Annotated in this window: 12 protein-coding genes; 4 read left to right on the forward strand and 8 right to left on the reverse strand. The window is 60.6% G+C overall.

Translation table 11 applies throughout. The annotated features are described in order from the left end of the window. Positions 1-21: 21 nt before the first annotated feature. From menA to ABGM91_RS08070, 5 genes are all read right to left on the reverse strand, one after another. A complete protein-coding gene (menA, locus tag ABGM91_RS08050) occupies positions 22-948 on the reverse strand; it encodes a 1,4-dihydroxy-2-naphthoate octaprenyltransferase (protein WP_354831239.1) in 927 nt (308 codons plus the stop codon). Between the two features lie 27 nt (positions 949-975). After that, positions 976-1,683 carry a type I 3-dehydroquinate dehydratase gene (locus ABGM91_RS08055; RefSeq protein ID WP_354831241.1) on the reverse strand — a complete coding sequence of 236 codons (708 nt, stop codon included), beginning with the start codon at positions 1,681-1,683 and terminating at the stop codon, positions 976-978. A gap of 179 nt (positions 1,684-1,862) precedes the next feature. Further along, positions 1,863-2,789 carry a ThuA domain-containing protein gene (locus tag ABGM91_RS08060; RefSeq protein ID WP_354831244.1) on the reverse strand — a complete coding sequence of 309 codons (927 nt, stop codon included), beginning with the start codon at positions 2,787-2,789 and terminating at the stop codon, positions 1,863-1,865. Between the two features lie 157 nt (positions 2,790-2,946). Next, on the reverse strand, positions 2,947-3,867 hold the full coding sequence (locus ABGM91_RS08065; RefSeq protein ID WP_215428784.1) for a phage capsid protein: 921 nt from the start codon (positions 3,865-3,867) through the stop codon (positions 2,947-2,949). Positions 3,868-4,094: 227 nt separating this feature from the next. Next, positions 4,095-4,784, reverse strand: a complete 690-nt coding sequence (locus tag ABGM91_RS08070; RefSeq protein ID WP_180972441.1) for a polyphenol oxidase family protein — start codon at positions 4,782-4,784, stop codon at positions 4,095-4,097. A gap of 187 nt (positions 4,785-4,971) precedes the next feature. Here ABGM91_RS08070 and ABGM91_RS08075 point away from each other — a divergent pair, with 187 nt between their 5' ends. The 4 genes from ABGM91_RS08075 (at position 4,972) to ABGM91_RS08090 (ending at position 9,680) form a co-directional block, all read left to right on the forward strand. After that, positions 4,972-5,661 (forward strand): outer membrane lipoprotein-sorting protein, encoded by a 690-nt coding sequence (locus tag ABGM91_RS08075; protein ID WP_215428782.1) that lies wholly within the window; start codon positions 4,972-4,974, stop codon positions 5,659-5,661. A gap of 137 nt (positions 5,662-5,798) precedes the next feature. After that, the gene (locus tag ABGM91_RS08080) at positions 5,799-6,767 is read left to right on the forward strand and encodes a polysaccharide deacetylase family protein (protein ID WP_354831248.1); all 969 of its coding nucleotides are present in this window, start codon (positions 5,799-5,801) and stop codon (positions 6,765-6,767) included. A gap of 202 nt (positions 6,768-6,969) precedes the next feature. Beyond that, positions 6,970-9,396, forward strand: coding sequence for a protein translocase subunit SecD (gene secD / locus ABGM91_RS08085; protein WP_354831251.1), 2,427 nt, complete (start codon positions 6,970-6,972; stop codon positions 9,394-9,396). A gap of 107 nt (positions 9,397-9,503) precedes the next feature. Further along, entirely contained in the window at positions 9,504-9,680 is a 177-nt protein-coding gene (locus ABGM91_RS08090) for a hypothetical protein (RefSeq protein ID WP_354831253.1), read from the forward strand. 204 nt (positions 9,681-9,884) lie between these two features. On the opposite strand, the gene ABGM91_RS08095 is transcribed toward ABGM91_RS08090, so the two are convergent. The 3 genes from ABGM91_RS08095 to ABGM91_RS08105 form a co-directional block, all read right to left on the reverse strand. Beyond that, positions 9,885-11,045, reverse strand: a complete 1,161-nt coding sequence (locus ABGM91_RS08095) for an EF-hand domain-containing protein (RefSeq protein WP_354831255.1) — start codon at positions 11,043-11,045, stop codon at positions 9,885-9,887. A 280-nt stretch (positions 11,046-11,325) separates the two neighbouring features. After that, entirely contained in the window at positions 11,326-12,441 is a 1,116-nt protein-coding gene (locus tag ABGM91_RS08100; protein ID WP_354831258.1) for a prepilin peptidase, read from the reverse strand. Further along, the gene (locus ABGM91_RS08105) at positions 12,434-13,558 is read right to left on the reverse strand and encodes a TIGR00730 family Rossman fold protein (RefSeq protein WP_290566674.1); all 1,125 of its coding nucleotides are present in this window, start codon (positions 13,556-13,558) and stop codon (positions 12,434-12,436) included. The genes ABGM91_RS08100 and ABGM91_RS08105 overlap by 8 nt, the downstream gene beginning before the upstream one ends. Between the last annotated feature and the right edge of the window lie 81 nt (positions 13,559-13,639).

Below are 13,639 nucleotides of genomic sequence, written 5' to 3' on the forward strand. Positions count from 1 at the left end.
GTTGGAAAAAGGGAGGCTTTTTCAGTGCGGGGGCAGAATTGTGTATGTAGCCAGGTACAGGAGCAGGTGCACGGAGGAGAGGGCCAGGACCTTGTTCATGCGTTTGTCCGCAGGCGTTTTGCGGATCAGGAGCATCAGGTAGCCGCCGAAGAGGATGGCGGGAATCCACATCCACCACGTGTGGGACAGGTTCAGGTGAAGAGCCCGGCTGGAGGTGGGCAGCGTGATGTACGCCGCCAGAATGAAGGACTGGGCCATGGCGCGCGCCTTTCCCTCCCCCAGCCGGACGGCCAGCGTGCGCTTGCCCGTGGTGAGGTCCTCCTTCCTGTCGCGTATGTTGTTGACGGCGATCATGACGGCGCACAGGAGGCCGCATTGAATGCCTACCACGATGCCGGCGTTGTACACCGCCAGGGATTCCACCAGCGTGCCGGGAACCACCGGTGCCGTGCCGATCTGCACCAGGATGGTGCCCAGAACGGCCACTAGGCCGAAGAAGAGGATGACGAATATTTCCCCCAGACCCTTGTAAGCCAGCGGCCACGGGCCGCCCGTGTACCCGTAGGTGAAGTAGAGAGAGGGAATGCCGATGGCGATGATGGGCCACCCGCGCAGTTCAATGAGGGGAAGGGCCAGCAGGCAGGCCCCTAGCAGGAAGGCGGCGCCTGTGAGCATGACCGTTCCGTAGGAGAGCGCCCCGCTGGCCGTCATGCGCACGGGGCCGGTGCGCTTGTCCGTGTCCGCGTGCTTGGCGTTGTCAATGGCGTCATTGAAAAAGTTGCAGGCAATCTGGAGGCACAGGCACGCGGCAAAGGTCAGGAGGGCCAGGCGCAGGTCCCAGTTACCCGTCAGTTTCTGCACCACCATGCAGCCTGCCCACACCGGAATCAGGGAGGCGGTGAGCGTCTTGGGGCGTGCCGCCAGAAAGGCGGAAGTAATGATGTTCATGAGAGAGTGGAAGAAGAGGCGCGGGTATCAGCGGAGAATGGGGCCGAGATGGCGGAGGGTTTCCTTGATGAGGGAGACGTGCCACTGGCCCGGAGCCGTTTCCCGGTCTCCCAGGTAGCCGTATACCAGGCGGCTGCCAAGCTGGGAGTACAGCAGGCGGGAGACGGGCCCCATGGGTCCCATGCCCATCACGGCAATAGGTCCCTTTGGCTTGGTGAAGAGCTGCACGCCTGTCTGGATGTCCGAGGCAAGGCACGGGGTGAACGCAAATTTGACGATGTCCGCCTTATGGGCGCGCGCCCTTTTTTCCAGTTCCCGCAGGTAGTCCACGCCGGGCGTGATCTGGAAGTCATGAGTGGAGCCGATGATAAGCACGTCCCGCTCCCCGGCTTCCATAATCAGTTCCCTGGCGTGGCGCATGGCCTTGATTTCAATGTCAATGGCGGTAGCGTACGGCAGGTACGCCCGCAGCAGGGAGAAGCGTTCTTCCTCCGGAATGCGGCGCAGCCCCCCTTCCTCATGGCAGCGTACGGTGACCAGCAGGGGCATTTCCGGCCTGAACTTCATGACCTCCTCAGGCGCGAGTTCCGGAGGAAGGGCGTCCACACGCAGTTCCACACAGTCGCACTGGTCCGTTAAATCTTTTCCTTTCAGCGTTTTCCACAGCTCCCAGGAGGTGACGGACGCAACGATTTTCGGCGGATAGGTTTGATGTTCACGTAAAATCTGCTGCATACATCCTACTATCCCAGCTAAGGAAGGAAGGTCAATCTTCTATTGATGACATTACCCCATTTTGGCGCACGGAAAATGTCAGCTTTTCCATGGAGGCGCAACGCTACGCCACCGGAGCGGGAACATGGGCCGGCTCCGGGTGCAAAAGCGCTGGGCGGCATGCGTAAATGCGTGCCCGTTCAGGGGGAAACCATCTGAAGGAGGATATGGGGGAGGGGGCGCAGGGAAGGTTTTTCCCGGTCCGGAAAATCTCCGGGAACGGCGTAGCGGACCGGTTTTCCCGCCAGCCAGTCCAGGGCGCGGAACAACAGGGTCTGGAAGGCGGCGCATTGAATCCCCTTCAGATTGGCGTCTCCCGGCCAGACGTGGCCCAGCGTGGAGGTGTACACGCGCCCTTTTCCGTATTGGACCGTCCATTCCACCGGGAAATTGAGGCCCGTCAGCGGATCGCGCGCATAGGAAAGCACCTGGACTTGTTCCGCCGGGCCGCGTACGTAGCGGTACACTTCAATGTCCGTCGTTCTCCAGCGGCGCGGCAGTTCCGCATGGATGGGATGTTCTCCCAGGCGCGTGACCAGCGCATCCACGCGGTCGCCGTGGGACGTGGGGCCCCCCTCGCCAGGTGGAAGGCGCAGGATGGTTTCGTCATCCGTAATGACCAGGGAGGTGCCGTAATCCCGCGGCCTCCATCCCAGCCCGATCATGCGGTTGTATTCCGGCCACCGGGGAAAGGCGTTGTTGGCGGAGTGAAAGGCCAGCATGCCGCCTCCGTCCGTGAGGTAATGCTCCAGGGCTTTTTTCGCCCCGGCGCCCCATTCGGGACCGTTCGTTCCGCCATTGGTATTCTGGATGACCACGTCGTAGCTTTTGAAATCCGGCTTCCATGCCTCCCGCTCCGCCTCCGGAGCCCGGGCCGGGAAGGTGCTCACGTCCACGGAATAACTGCCCTCCTTCTCCAGCAGCATCCGGAGGCAGGCGGTCGTGCGCTGCCAGTCGTGGTTGGAAAAGCCGTCCACGATCAGAACGCGTGTTTTCTCTCCGCGTGCCGTGGCGCATGCCGCCAGCAGGAACATGCAGAGTACCAGATGAAAGCGCTTCCAGTTCATCCGGGCAATGTATCCGGTATGCCGGGAAAGTCAAATTTACGTTTTGGGAGCGTGCGCGCGTACCGGCGGAAAAACGAAAGCCCCGGACCGCAGGGCGGGTCCGGGGCGCCTCCCTTCATGAAAGAGGGGAGGGGTTCAAGGTTAACGTGGTCCGGAATTAACTAACCCCTTCGTCACACAGGATTTTGACAAAGCCTTCTTCCTGGAGGCGGGTGGCTCCGCAGGCGAATTTGGCGCGGATCTGGAGGGCTTCCTCCATGTCGTCACGCACGGAAAGCTTCACCTTGAAGTCATTCCAGATGCCGAACTGCGCCTTGCTCTTCACCCAGGCCAGGCAGGAACGGGTGCCGTTGTCCGCCTTGGGCAGCCGCTGGGTGCGGATGAACTTGAAGCCCATGAAGGTATCTATCTTCCCTTCCACCAGGGCTTTCACGTTATTGAAGTCATAACTGCTGACCTCCGTTTCCCGCAGCAGGCTCATGATCTGGGAACTGGTGACCGCAATGACGAGCTGGTCGCCGAACTGCGGGGCGTCCTGGTTCCAGGCTTCATTTTCCTCAAAAAGCTGGAGAGCCGCGCGCAGCTTGGCCACGGTGAGGTTGCTGGCTCCCTTGGTGCCGCTGTCCACGTGGTCCACGGGGATCTGCTGGCTTTCCTTGAACGGAACGGCGGTCATGCCGTCCTCGCCCACGTAATTCGTGTCCAGAAAGCCGGAAATCATCACGTCGTCCATGCGGCGCCCGGCGGCGGCCTGGAGGCCTTCGATCGTCTTGCTGACGGGAAGGTCCATGTCGCCCAGGCGGGTTGCGTCGAATTCATCGTAGCCGATGGCCTTGGTGAAGGTGCGCGGACGCATGGAGCGGCGCGTGGTGGGCGCCTCGTTCAGAACGGTCTGGCCCACGCGGGTTGTTTTTTCCGTGAAGTCCAGAACGCCGAATTGGTCCAGAAAGACCACCTTGCCGCTCAAGTCGCGCATGACGCTGACGTACTTGTCCAGCCGGGAGGCGTGCTGCTGGAGCAGGGTGCCCCATTTCCTGGTGTATTTTACCTGATAGTTGTCGCTGATTGTTACTGCCATGATTGCAAATGTAATGATGTTTGAATGCGGGAACGGCAACTCGGATTGTCGGGTCCGGCGTAACCGGAACGGTCCTGCCGCGGCGGGCTGCGGCCTTGTCCCCTGCGGGATTGCGCGGCCGTGCCCTCCAGCGCCAACGGGTATGGGGCATACGGAAAAAAAGCGCACCACGGCGGAACCGTGATGCGCTGGATACAAGGGGAGGGGAAGGCCGGGCCTTCCCGCGGTTAAAGAATGATCGGGTGCGGGCGCGTGGCGTGGTCCGGACCGAAGAGGGCCAGCATGCGGCCCGTCTGGCCTTTTTCCACGCGGTAGGAATAAAAACGCTTGGTATCGGACGCCGTGTCCAGGCCGGAGTCATGAATCTGGTCTTCCGGCACCCCTTCCTCCAGAAGCTGGGCCTTGATGGCCGTGGGGATGTCTTCCTCGTAGTGGGGGGGACGGATGCAGGGGGAAATGACGGCGATCAGGTTGGCCGGGTCCACCCCCAGGCATTTTTTCATGGACTTGATGGTGTTGGCCACAATGTTGCCGGCGGTTCCCGCCTTTCCTGAATGGATCAGGGAGCGGTGGCAGTGTTCCTTGTCGTACAGCCAGACGGCGGCGCAGTCCGCCACGTAAATGGCAAGCACGCAGTCGGAAACCCCGGAACAGATCAGGCTGTCCGCGCCCTCCACGGGATAATTGGAGCCGATGTCCCCCACCAGGGCCGCCTTGGTGCCGTGCACCTGCTCGGCGCGGCGCAGGTCCTTCCACCGCCAGCCCAGGGCTTCCACTTCCGCGCGGTGGTACGGTTCCAGCCGTTCCAGCACGGTTTCCCGGTCTCCGGTTACGTCCACTCCCGGAATTCTTTCAATGAACTGGACGATTTCCCCAGGGTAGGACTGGATGGGCTTCAAGAATGCAGGCGTTTCCATAATTGATGGATCAATAGATGTCGTTGGGCACATCTTGTCGTTTTGTATAACCTAGTCGAGCAAAATCGGCGCAAAATGTCATGGACGCCGTCCGGTGACTGAGAAAAGGTTTTTTTCCGCGTTTCCGGAGTGATATGAGCAGTTCATGCTGAGCAGACGTTCTTTATTTTCCGCTTTCCTTTCAGGGATGGCCGCCGTGGTCCTTTCCCTGGCTCCTTCATTCTCCCAGCAGGCGGCCCCGGACGCCGGGCAGCTGCTGAAAAGGGTGCGCCAGGGGGCGACCCTTCAGGAAAACAAGGACGTGAAGGGGCAGATACGCAGGCGCAGCGTGAAGGTTCCCTTTTCCATGAGCCTGCGCGGCAACCTGATTGCCTTCCAGTACCAGCTGGACAATGCCTGGAACAGGTTTGACCTGAAGTTCAAGGACCGCGGCCAGGAAATCCTCTCTTGGAAAGGCGGGAAATCCGGCGTTCTGCCGGTCTCTCAGTACGCGGTCCCCATTGCCGGGACGGACGTGACGTATGAAGACCTCTCCATGCGCTACCTGTACTGGCCCCAGGCCAAGATCGTCCGGGACGACGCGGCAAGCACGGTAAAGGGCCGGGACTGCTGGATCGTCCAGATTCCCAACCCCAACCCCAAGGTGGGGCAGTATGCCTGGGTGCGCGTCTGGATTGACAAGGAAAACGGCGCCATGTGGCAGGTGGACGGCATTGACGGCCGCGGGGAGCTGGCCAAACGGTTCATGATTGATTCCGTGATGAAGCTGAAGGACGGCTCCTGGTTCTTCAAGAGGATGAAGGTGGAAGTGAGGGACCCCGCCAACCCCCGCAGGACGGTATCCGTCAGCTACATTGACATGGACAGCCCGGAGTAGGCCCCTCCTCCATTCCGGGGTATTCCCGCACGCATGGCGCCTCTCAAGCCGGGAGGCGTCTTTTTCATGCCGCACAGATGGATGATTTAGGACGTGACAAGTAGGCGGGATGGGCGTAAATCCTCCAAAAACCTGTTATGAAGAAACGTTTATTCCTTGCATGCGCCCTGGCGCTTGGGCTGTCCGCCTGTTCCCACCAGGACCAGACTGAGCGGCCGGTCCAGCCCGGCGCCCCGGTAAAGACCTCCTTTTCCCCGGTGACGGCCCCCGGAAAGAAGCCGGACCGCCCCGCCGTGAAACTGCCTGACAAGTCTGTGCCGCCGCCGTCCGTGAGCCCGTCCTACAATGACACCCCCCTTTCCCCCCGCATTCCCGGCGTTACGGTGAACCGCGTGGCCGTGCCGGACAAGGTGGTGGCCCTCACCTTTGATGACGGCCCCCACGGGACGCTGACTCCCAGGGTGCTGGACATCCTCCGCGCCAACAACGTGAAAGGAACCTTCTTCATGCAGGGCTGCAACGTCAAGGCCCACCCGCAGGTGGTCCAGCGCATGGTCAATGAAGGCCATGAAGTGGGCAACCATACGTGGAACCACGTTTACCTGAGCAAGGTTTCCCGTGAAAAGGCGGAATCCCAGCTCCAGAGCACCAATGAAGCCATCCGCAACGCCTGCGGCGTGGTTCCCGTGGTCATGCGCCCCCCCGGCGGTTACACGAACGCCGGCGTGGCCTCCTGGGCGCGCCAGCGCTTCGGCTTCACCACCATCATGTGGGATGTGGATACGAATGACTGGCGCAAGCCCGGCTCCTCCGTGGTGGCCGCCCGCGCCGTAAACGGCGCCAAGCCCGGCTCCATCATCCTGGTGCATGACATCCACGCCTCCACGGTGGCGGCTGTTGACGCCATAGTGAAAGGGCTGAAAAACCGCGGGTACGAACTGGTGACCGTTTCCGAACTCATGCGCCGCGGCCGCGCGGCCTCCGGTCACGCGCCTTCCATGTCTCCTTCCCCGGCTGTTCCGGATTCCGCGCCTCTTTCCGCGCCTGTAATCGTCACTCCCGTGACGCCCGCCTCGGTCCCCGTGGAAACGGTGGCCGGCATGTAATTTCAGCGTTTCCGGTTTTCCCTTTAACCCGGTTTCCCTGCGGAAACCGGGTTTTTCATGCCCGTGGAGCGGCGCCTTTTCCGGCGTTCCGCGGGGGCGCCCTTCCTCTTAACGGGTACACGCACAGAAGGCTTGACCTGCTGGTGAAATTCTCCACAATCCCTTGCCGTATTACTCACACCCAATCCGGATTGAAATGTCTATGAATCTCCTGGCATCTGCCGATACTCTACCCGCGGCCGGCGGAACGTCCGCTCCCCTCGCGTTTATTTACGATCTCTTCAGCAACCCTCTTTTCATTTTCATCGGCGGTCTGGTATTGCTGGGCGTGTTTTTCTGGTACCTGGGTTCCGACCAGGACAGGGTCAAGCGCAACGCCGGGACGATCTTCATCATCGGCATCGCGTCCTTCTCCCTCTTCTCCCTCTTCCAGCAGGGCCTGAAGTACGGCATTGACATTGCCGGGGGCGTCTCCTTCACGCTGAGCGTGGAACCGAACATCGGGGATGACGGCAAGCCCATTCCGCTGACGGACCAGGCCATGGAACAGGCGTGCGTCATCCTGACGGAACGCCTTAACAGCACCGGGGCCAATGACGTCATCATCCGCCCGAAGAAGAAGGACAACCTGAACCTCATTGAAGTGCAGATTCCCGCCGCGGACCCCGCCAAGCGCGAGGAAACCAAGGCCATTCTGACGAAGGTCGCCAAGCTGCAAATTCTCCCCGTCCATCCGCGCAACAATGAACTGGTGGCGGAGGGCCGCATCCGCGTTCCCGGCTACCGCCTGTATGAATACACCTTCAAGAATGGCAAGGGCGAAGACGTTAAGGAAAAAATCTTTCTGGAAAAGCGTGAATCCCTGACGGGCAAGGACATTGTCCGCGCCGGGGTGGACCTGGCCCGTCCCGGCCATGTCAACGTCACCCTCAGCAACGAGGGGGCGGACAAGATGTACAACCTCACCTCCCGTATGCAGCTGGGCCATGACCGCATGGCCATTGTGCTGGATGACGTGGTCAAGAGCGCCCCCACGGTCCAGGCCATCCTTTCCAAGAGCTTTGAAATCAGCGGGCTGGATGCCCCCGGGGAGGCGGAAGCGCTGACGAAGGTGCTTTCCAACCCCCTGACCAACAAGCTCAACTTTGAATCCGCCAGTGAAATCTCCGCCTCCCTGGGCCATACGGCCCTGCTTCAGGGGGAATACGCGGGCATTACGGGCCTGATCCTGTGCTTCATCATGATGATCATCTACTACCGCTTTGCCGGGCTGGTGGCTATCATGGGCCTGACGATCAACGCCCTGCTTCTGCTGGGGGCCATGTCCATCTTCGGCTTTGAACTGACGCTGCCGGGCATTGCCGGTATCGTGCTGACCCTGGGCGTGGCGGTGGACGCGAACGTGCTGATCTATGAACGCCTGCGGGAAGAAAAGGAAGCCGGGCGCCCCTTCCGCGTGGCCATCCGCAACTCCTTTGACAAGGCCTTCTCCGCCATTTTTGACTCCAACATCACCTCCCTCATTACCGCCGTCATCCTGTACTGGATGGCTACCGGCACCATCAAGGGCTTTGCCGTCACGCTGACGGTGGGCGTTATTACCTCCATGATCGGGGCCATCCTGGTCACCCGCGTCCTGTTCTACTGGGCGGATACGGTGGGCATGATGAAGGACGTCAAATTCCTGAACCTCTTCAAGAACAAGAGCAACATCAACTTCATGGGCCAGAAGGTATGGTCCTGCTCCCTGTCCGCCATCCTCCTGTTAATCTGCCTGGCGGTGGGCGCCATGAAGGGCAAGGACTGCCTGGGCATGGACTTCACCGGCGGTTCCTCCATCTCCTACCTGGTGAACAAGAATGAGGTATCCTTCCGGGAAGCTGAGAGCGTGGTCAACAAGCTGGCCCTGACCCAGAAGGCCACCGTGCAGGAAGTGGCTGAATCCACGGACAGCAGCAAGGTGAACATCCTGGTCAACTTTTCTGACAACGCCCAGGACAAGACGGCCATCACCAACGCGTTGAACAAAGCCTTTCCCGTGTTGAAGGATGCCCCGTTCAGTGAAGAAACCATTGGCCAGTCCATGGGTTACGACACGCTCATCACTTCCGCCTGGGCCCTCTTCTTCGGCATTCTGGGCATCATGGTTTACCTGACGGTGCGGTTTGAATGGACCTTCGCCATCGGTGCCGTTATCGCCCTGACGCATGACGTGCTGCTGGTGCTGGGGCTGGTGATCATCAGCGGAACGGAGCTGAACGTCATCCACATCGGCGCGCTGTTAACGGTGGCCGGCTACTCCATCAATGACAAGATCATCGTGTTTGACCGCATCCGTGAATTCCTCCGGTTCTCGGACCCGAATGAAAGTGCGGAAAACATCATGAATGAGGCCATCAACCAGACGCTCTCCCGTACCCTCCTGACCTCCCTCTCCACGCTGTCCGTGCTGGTGTGCCTGTACTTCTTCGGCGGTCCTTCCATGGAAGACTTCGCCTGGACGATCTCCGCGGGTATCCTGATCGGCACGTACTCCTCCATCTTCATCGCCTCCCCGGCGGCCCTCCTGTTCTCCAGGAAGCATGGTCTGCACGCGGAAGTGAAGGAAGCCATGAAGGCCGGAGCCTGAGGGGCGGCAGGAAATTGATTCATTAACTCTGACCGGGGGAAGCTGCATGCCTCCCCCGGTCCGTTTCTTGGTGGAAGGAAGGGGAAGGGTTAAGTAAGTCCGAGAGTTTGCTGGGTAAGAGGGGTAAGAGGGGTAAGAGGGGTAAGAGGGGTAAGAGGGGTAAGAGGGGTAAGAGGGGTAAGAGGGGTAAGAGGGGTAAGAGGGGTAAGAGGGGTAAGAGGGGTAAGAGGGGTAAGAGGGTAAGAGGGGTAAGAGGGGTAAGAGGGGTAAGAGGGGAGGGGTAAGAGGGGTAAGAGGGGTAAGAGGGGTAAGAGGGGTAAGAGGGGTAAGAGGGGTAAGAGGGGTAAGAGGGGAATTCCCTATAATCCCTAAAGTTCCCTATGATTCCTATAACCCCTAATTCCTTTTCCCTGATAAGAAAAACCCCGCCTGCCGTAAGGCAGACGGGGCCGTCTCTCTGTTTCTGCTATGCGTTGCTGCGGGTGAACTTATTCATCATCCCCGTCTTCCTGCACCGGGGCGGGAGGGGGAGGCATGTCGTTATTGCCGCGGGCCGCCTTTCTGGCTTCCCTGCGGGCGGCGCGGCGGGCTTCCAGAGCCTTGGAGGCGTCCGCATTAAGCTGCGCCATTTCAGCTTCATTCAGCTTGCCGTCCTTGTCGGCGTCATACTTCTCTTCGATCAGTATCCAGCCGGCGGCCATGATCGGGGCGCGGTTGGGGTCCAACTGGGGGCGGGGGCCGTCCGGACGGTTGCCGCGGGGGCCGCGGTCTCCGTCTCCACGGCGTCCTTCACCGCCTCTGCGGCCTTCCGGTCCCCTGGGTGCGCGGGGGACTTCAGCCCTGGGGCCTCCGGGACGGCGCGGACCGTCCATTCCGGGCGCTTCCGGTCCCTTGGGACCGCCGGGGGCCGCATGGTGCGGACCGGGTTTCCCGTGATGGGGCGGAATGGCCTGGAGCTCTTCCGGGGAAAGCTTGCCGTCGCCGTCCTTGTCAAACTCCTTGACCATTCTGGCGGCGTGGGCTTCCTGGCGGGCCTTCATTTCCTCCATGCGCTTGGCGGCTTCCGGATGGTCCTTGGCCCAGTCGTCACGCATGGCTTTCTTTTCTTCGTCGGAAAGCTTGCCGTCTCCGTCCTTGTCATATTTCTTCAGCATCTCGGCCTTGCGGGCTTCCTGGCGGGCCTTCATCTCCTCCATGCGCTTGGCGGCTTCCGGATTGTCCTTCAGCCATTCGTCCTGCATGGCCTTCCTCTCCTCCTTGGAAAGTTTGCCGTCTCCGTCCTTGTCAAACTTCTTCAGGATAGCGGCTTTCTTCGCTTCCTGGGCTTTCTTGACGTCCGCCTGCAGAACGGCTATTTCCTCGTCGGAAAGCTTGCCGTCCTTGTCGGTATCGTACTTGGCCATCACCAGTTCTTCACCGATGATCATGATGCCGGGATCAATCCTCTTCAGCCGGAGTTCGGCCTGTTGCGGACGGGGACCCTGGCGGTTCGGGCCTCCTGCCCGGTTGCGGGGGCCTCCCCTTCGTTCAGGGGGCGGCTGCATTCCCGGAGCGTCGGAAGGGGAGTCCGGTGCCGGGGGCGGCGGTGCGTCCTGGGCGAACGCGGAGCATGCGGCAAAGGCCGCGGCGATCAATATTTGCTTGGTCATATCTTTGAGTGGTGAGGTTAATGCGTTTCGGAAAGGAGCGCTGCCCTGCGGCGGTTTGAACGGCGGAGGCGCCTCCCTTTGCTAGGATGAACACCCGGTTTCCGTCCTGGTTGCAAAATAAAAACGTATGCGCCTCCGGCAGGGACGCCGGAACAGGCTAGGGCATTGCCGTCAATCCGGCTTTGGCGCCGGATTGGAAAACGGCTGAGAGTGAAAGGGATTGATAAAAAAGACCGCAATCCCGGAAGGTTGCGGTTACAGCCGTGTCATGCGGAAAAAATTATTCTCCGGAAATGAAGCGGATATAGGCCAGCCACCACCGGTCGCCCCCCAGCAGCCAGATGAAGGCGGCGCTGAGCAACGCGGGACCGAAGGGGAGATTCCGGCCGAAACCCATGCGTGAAATGACTGCCTGCACAATCCCCAGCAGGGAGCCGATGAAAAGGCAGAACACGGCGCCCTGCCAGCCGCCCACGCATCCGGCCATCATCAGAATCCACGCGTCTCCGGACCCCATGGCCTCCCGCTGCGCATGAATATCCGTCAGGCTCCCCTCCACGCTTTCCAGGTCTTCCAGCTGGAAAACGTCACCGTTCTCCAGCTCTATCCTGTCCTGGCGCAGGGTGACGGCGCCGGGCGGAAGAACGTTCCCGTCAATAGTGACGGAGCCTCCGGAAATGACGGCCTTGTCAGAGGCGCGGTGGAAAAGCATGGACCAGTCATGAGACTGCCCGTCAATGATGAGCTGCAATTCCTCCTGCTCTGATTCCGGTTCCCTCAGGCTCCACGGGGCCGGAGCGTCAAAATGCTGCTTCCAGGTCCCGAACAGGAGCTTGCCCAGTTCAATCACCAGCCTGATGACGGCATATCCGGCGGCGCCTCCCAGCACCGCCGCCGTGAAGGCGTCCGTCCAGGTCATGACGTCATTGTCCGGCAGGAGAAAAGGATAAAGGGAGCAGGCCCCCACCCCTGCCGCGGCGCCGATGAGCGTCTGGGTGCGGAAGACGATCAGATGCTCCGCGTCAATGAAGATGATGACGATGGCTATGGCGCTCCATGCGCAAAGCAGGACGGCGGCCCCCGCGGAGGCGTCCGCATACTTCCATCCCATGGCCGCGAAGAGCAGGGCCGTGAGCAGCTCCACCAGGCAGTAGCGGAAGCTGACAGGGGTTCCGCAGCAGGCGGATTTTCCCCTGAGAACCAGCCAGCTCAGTACCGGGATGTTCAGGTACCACGGGATGGGTTCCCCGCATTCCGGACAGAAGGAACGCGCCGGGTCATTCACGGAAATGCCCAGGGGCACCCGGTAAATGACCACGTTCAGGAAGGAACCTATGCACGCTCCCATCAGGCCGAAGACCAGGGGAACCAGCCACGCGGGAAAGGCTTCAGACATGGGACGGGGGGGAATAAGTCCTGCTGGGCGTCTGGTTGATGCGGTCGATCAGCAGCCTCAGCCTGCCGTAATTGCCGCGCTTGATGGGGAAGACGAGGCGGGGCAGGCGGTTCAGATGGGGCTCGTCCGCCTCGTCGGGCAGGGGCCCGGTCTGCACCATCTTTCCTCCGGGCAGGATCAGGTCCTGGAAGTCCCGTTCCAGATGCTCCACCCACTGGGCGGGCAGGTGCGTGTTCAGGCGGATGACGATGGTATCCTTGATAAAACGGTAGGAGTGGAAAATGCGGTAGAACCGGTCAATGTGCTCCATGGCCTCCGCCGGGTTCTTGGTGACGTGGATCAGGTGCAGGTCATCCTCGGAAATCAGGCCGGAATCCACCAGCTCCACGCGGATGAAGGCCAGCCAGTTCAGCCAGAAGGTCTTGCCGGGGGAGTCCAGCAGCACGACGGGGTAAATGGTGGCCTTTCCCGTCTGGATCAGGGTGAGGGTTTCAAACACCTCGTCCATGGTGCCGAAGCCGCCGGGGAGCGCCACCATGGCGTCGCTTTCCGCCACGAAATTCAGCTTTCTGACAAAGAAATAGTAAAAATTGATCAGCTTGTCGCTGTGGGCCACCACGTGGTTGGAGGTCTGCTCATACGGCAGGGTGATGTTCAGGCCGAAGGAGCGTTCCTCCCCGGCGCCTTCATTGGCCGCCTGCATGATGCCGGGGCCGCCCCCCGTAATGACCAGGTAACCCTGGTCGCTGGCCTCCCTGGCAAAATCCCGCGCCGTTTCATAGGCGGGCTCGTCCTCCCTGATGCGGGCGGAGCCGAAAACGGAAATCTTGCGGATGTGGCGGTACGGCGCAAAAACGCAGTTGGCGCGGTACATCTCCCGCCCGGAGCGGATCAGGACGGTGAAATCATGGTCGGAAGCGGCGGACTGCGCCATGTTGATGCCCGTCTTGATATATTCCTGGAGGTAGCGGGGATCGTGCCGGGTGGAGGCTACCTCGGAGAGCTTTTTGACGATTCCTTCCAGAGCCTGGTAGCTGTTGTCCATGGACATGGTGGACGGGCGCCGCTGGTCTTCCCCCGTGAAATCCCTATTGTCCAAAAAATCAGGATGCTTCATGCAATTGTTGTGTAGGTTTGCGTCCACTATGCCAGATGACGCACGTTAAGTCACAGAAAATTTGCGGGAGGACATGAAAAG

The sequence above is a fragment of the Akkermansia muciniphila genome (assembly GCF_040616545.1).
In the GTDB taxonomy this organism is placed as follows: Bacteria; Verrucomicrobiota; Verrucomicrobiia; order Verrucomicrobiales; family Akkermansiaceae; genus Akkermansia; species Akkermansia muciniphila_E.

Excerpts from the sequence above, each read along its gene's own strand:
- menA (WP_354831239.1), bottom strand. The coding sequence starts at position 948 with ATGAACATCATTACTTCCGCCTTTCTGGCGGCACGCCCCAAGACGCTC.
- ABGM91_RS08075 (WP_215428782.1), top strand. The coding sequence starts at position 4,972 with ATGGCCGCCGTGGTCCTTTCCCTGGCTCCTTCATTCTCCCAGCAGGCG.
- ABGM91_RS08100 (WP_354831258.1), bottom strand. The coding sequence starts at position 12,441 with ATGTCTGAAGCCTTTCCCGCGTGGCTGGTTCCCCTGGTCTTCGGCCTG.
- ABGM91_RS08060 (WP_354831244.1), bottom strand. The coding sequence starts at position 2,789 with ATGAACTGGAAGCGCTTTCATCTGGTACTCTGCATGTTCCTGCTGGCG.
- ABGM91_RS08065 (WP_215428784.1), bottom strand. The coding sequence starts at position 3,867 with ATGGCAGTAACAATCAGCGACAACTATCAGGTAAAATACACCAGGAAA.
- ABGM91_RS08105 (WP_290566674.1), bottom strand. The coding sequence starts at position 13,558 with ATGAAGCATCCTGATTTTTTGGACAATAGGGATTTCACGGGGGAAGAC.
- ABGM91_RS08080 (WP_354831248.1), top strand. The coding sequence starts at position 5,799 with ATGAAGAAACGTTTATTCCTTGCATGCGCCCTGGCGCTTGGGCTGTCC.
- ABGM91_RS08070 (WP_180972441.1), bottom strand. The coding sequence starts at position 4,784 with ATGGAAACGCCTGCATTCTTGAAGCCCATCCAGTCCTACCCTGGGGAA.
- ABGM91_RS08095 (WP_354831255.1), bottom strand. The coding sequence starts at position 11,045 with ATGACCAAGCAAATATTGATCGCCGCGGCCTTTGCCGCATGCTCCGCG.
- ABGM91_RS08055 (WP_354831241.1), bottom strand. The coding sequence starts at position 1,683 with ATGCAGCAGATTTTACGTGAACATCAAACCTATCCGCCGAAAATCGTT.
- secD (WP_354831251.1), top strand. The coding sequence starts at position 6,970 with ATGAATCTCCTGGCATCTGCCGATACTCTACCCGCGGCCGGCGGAACG.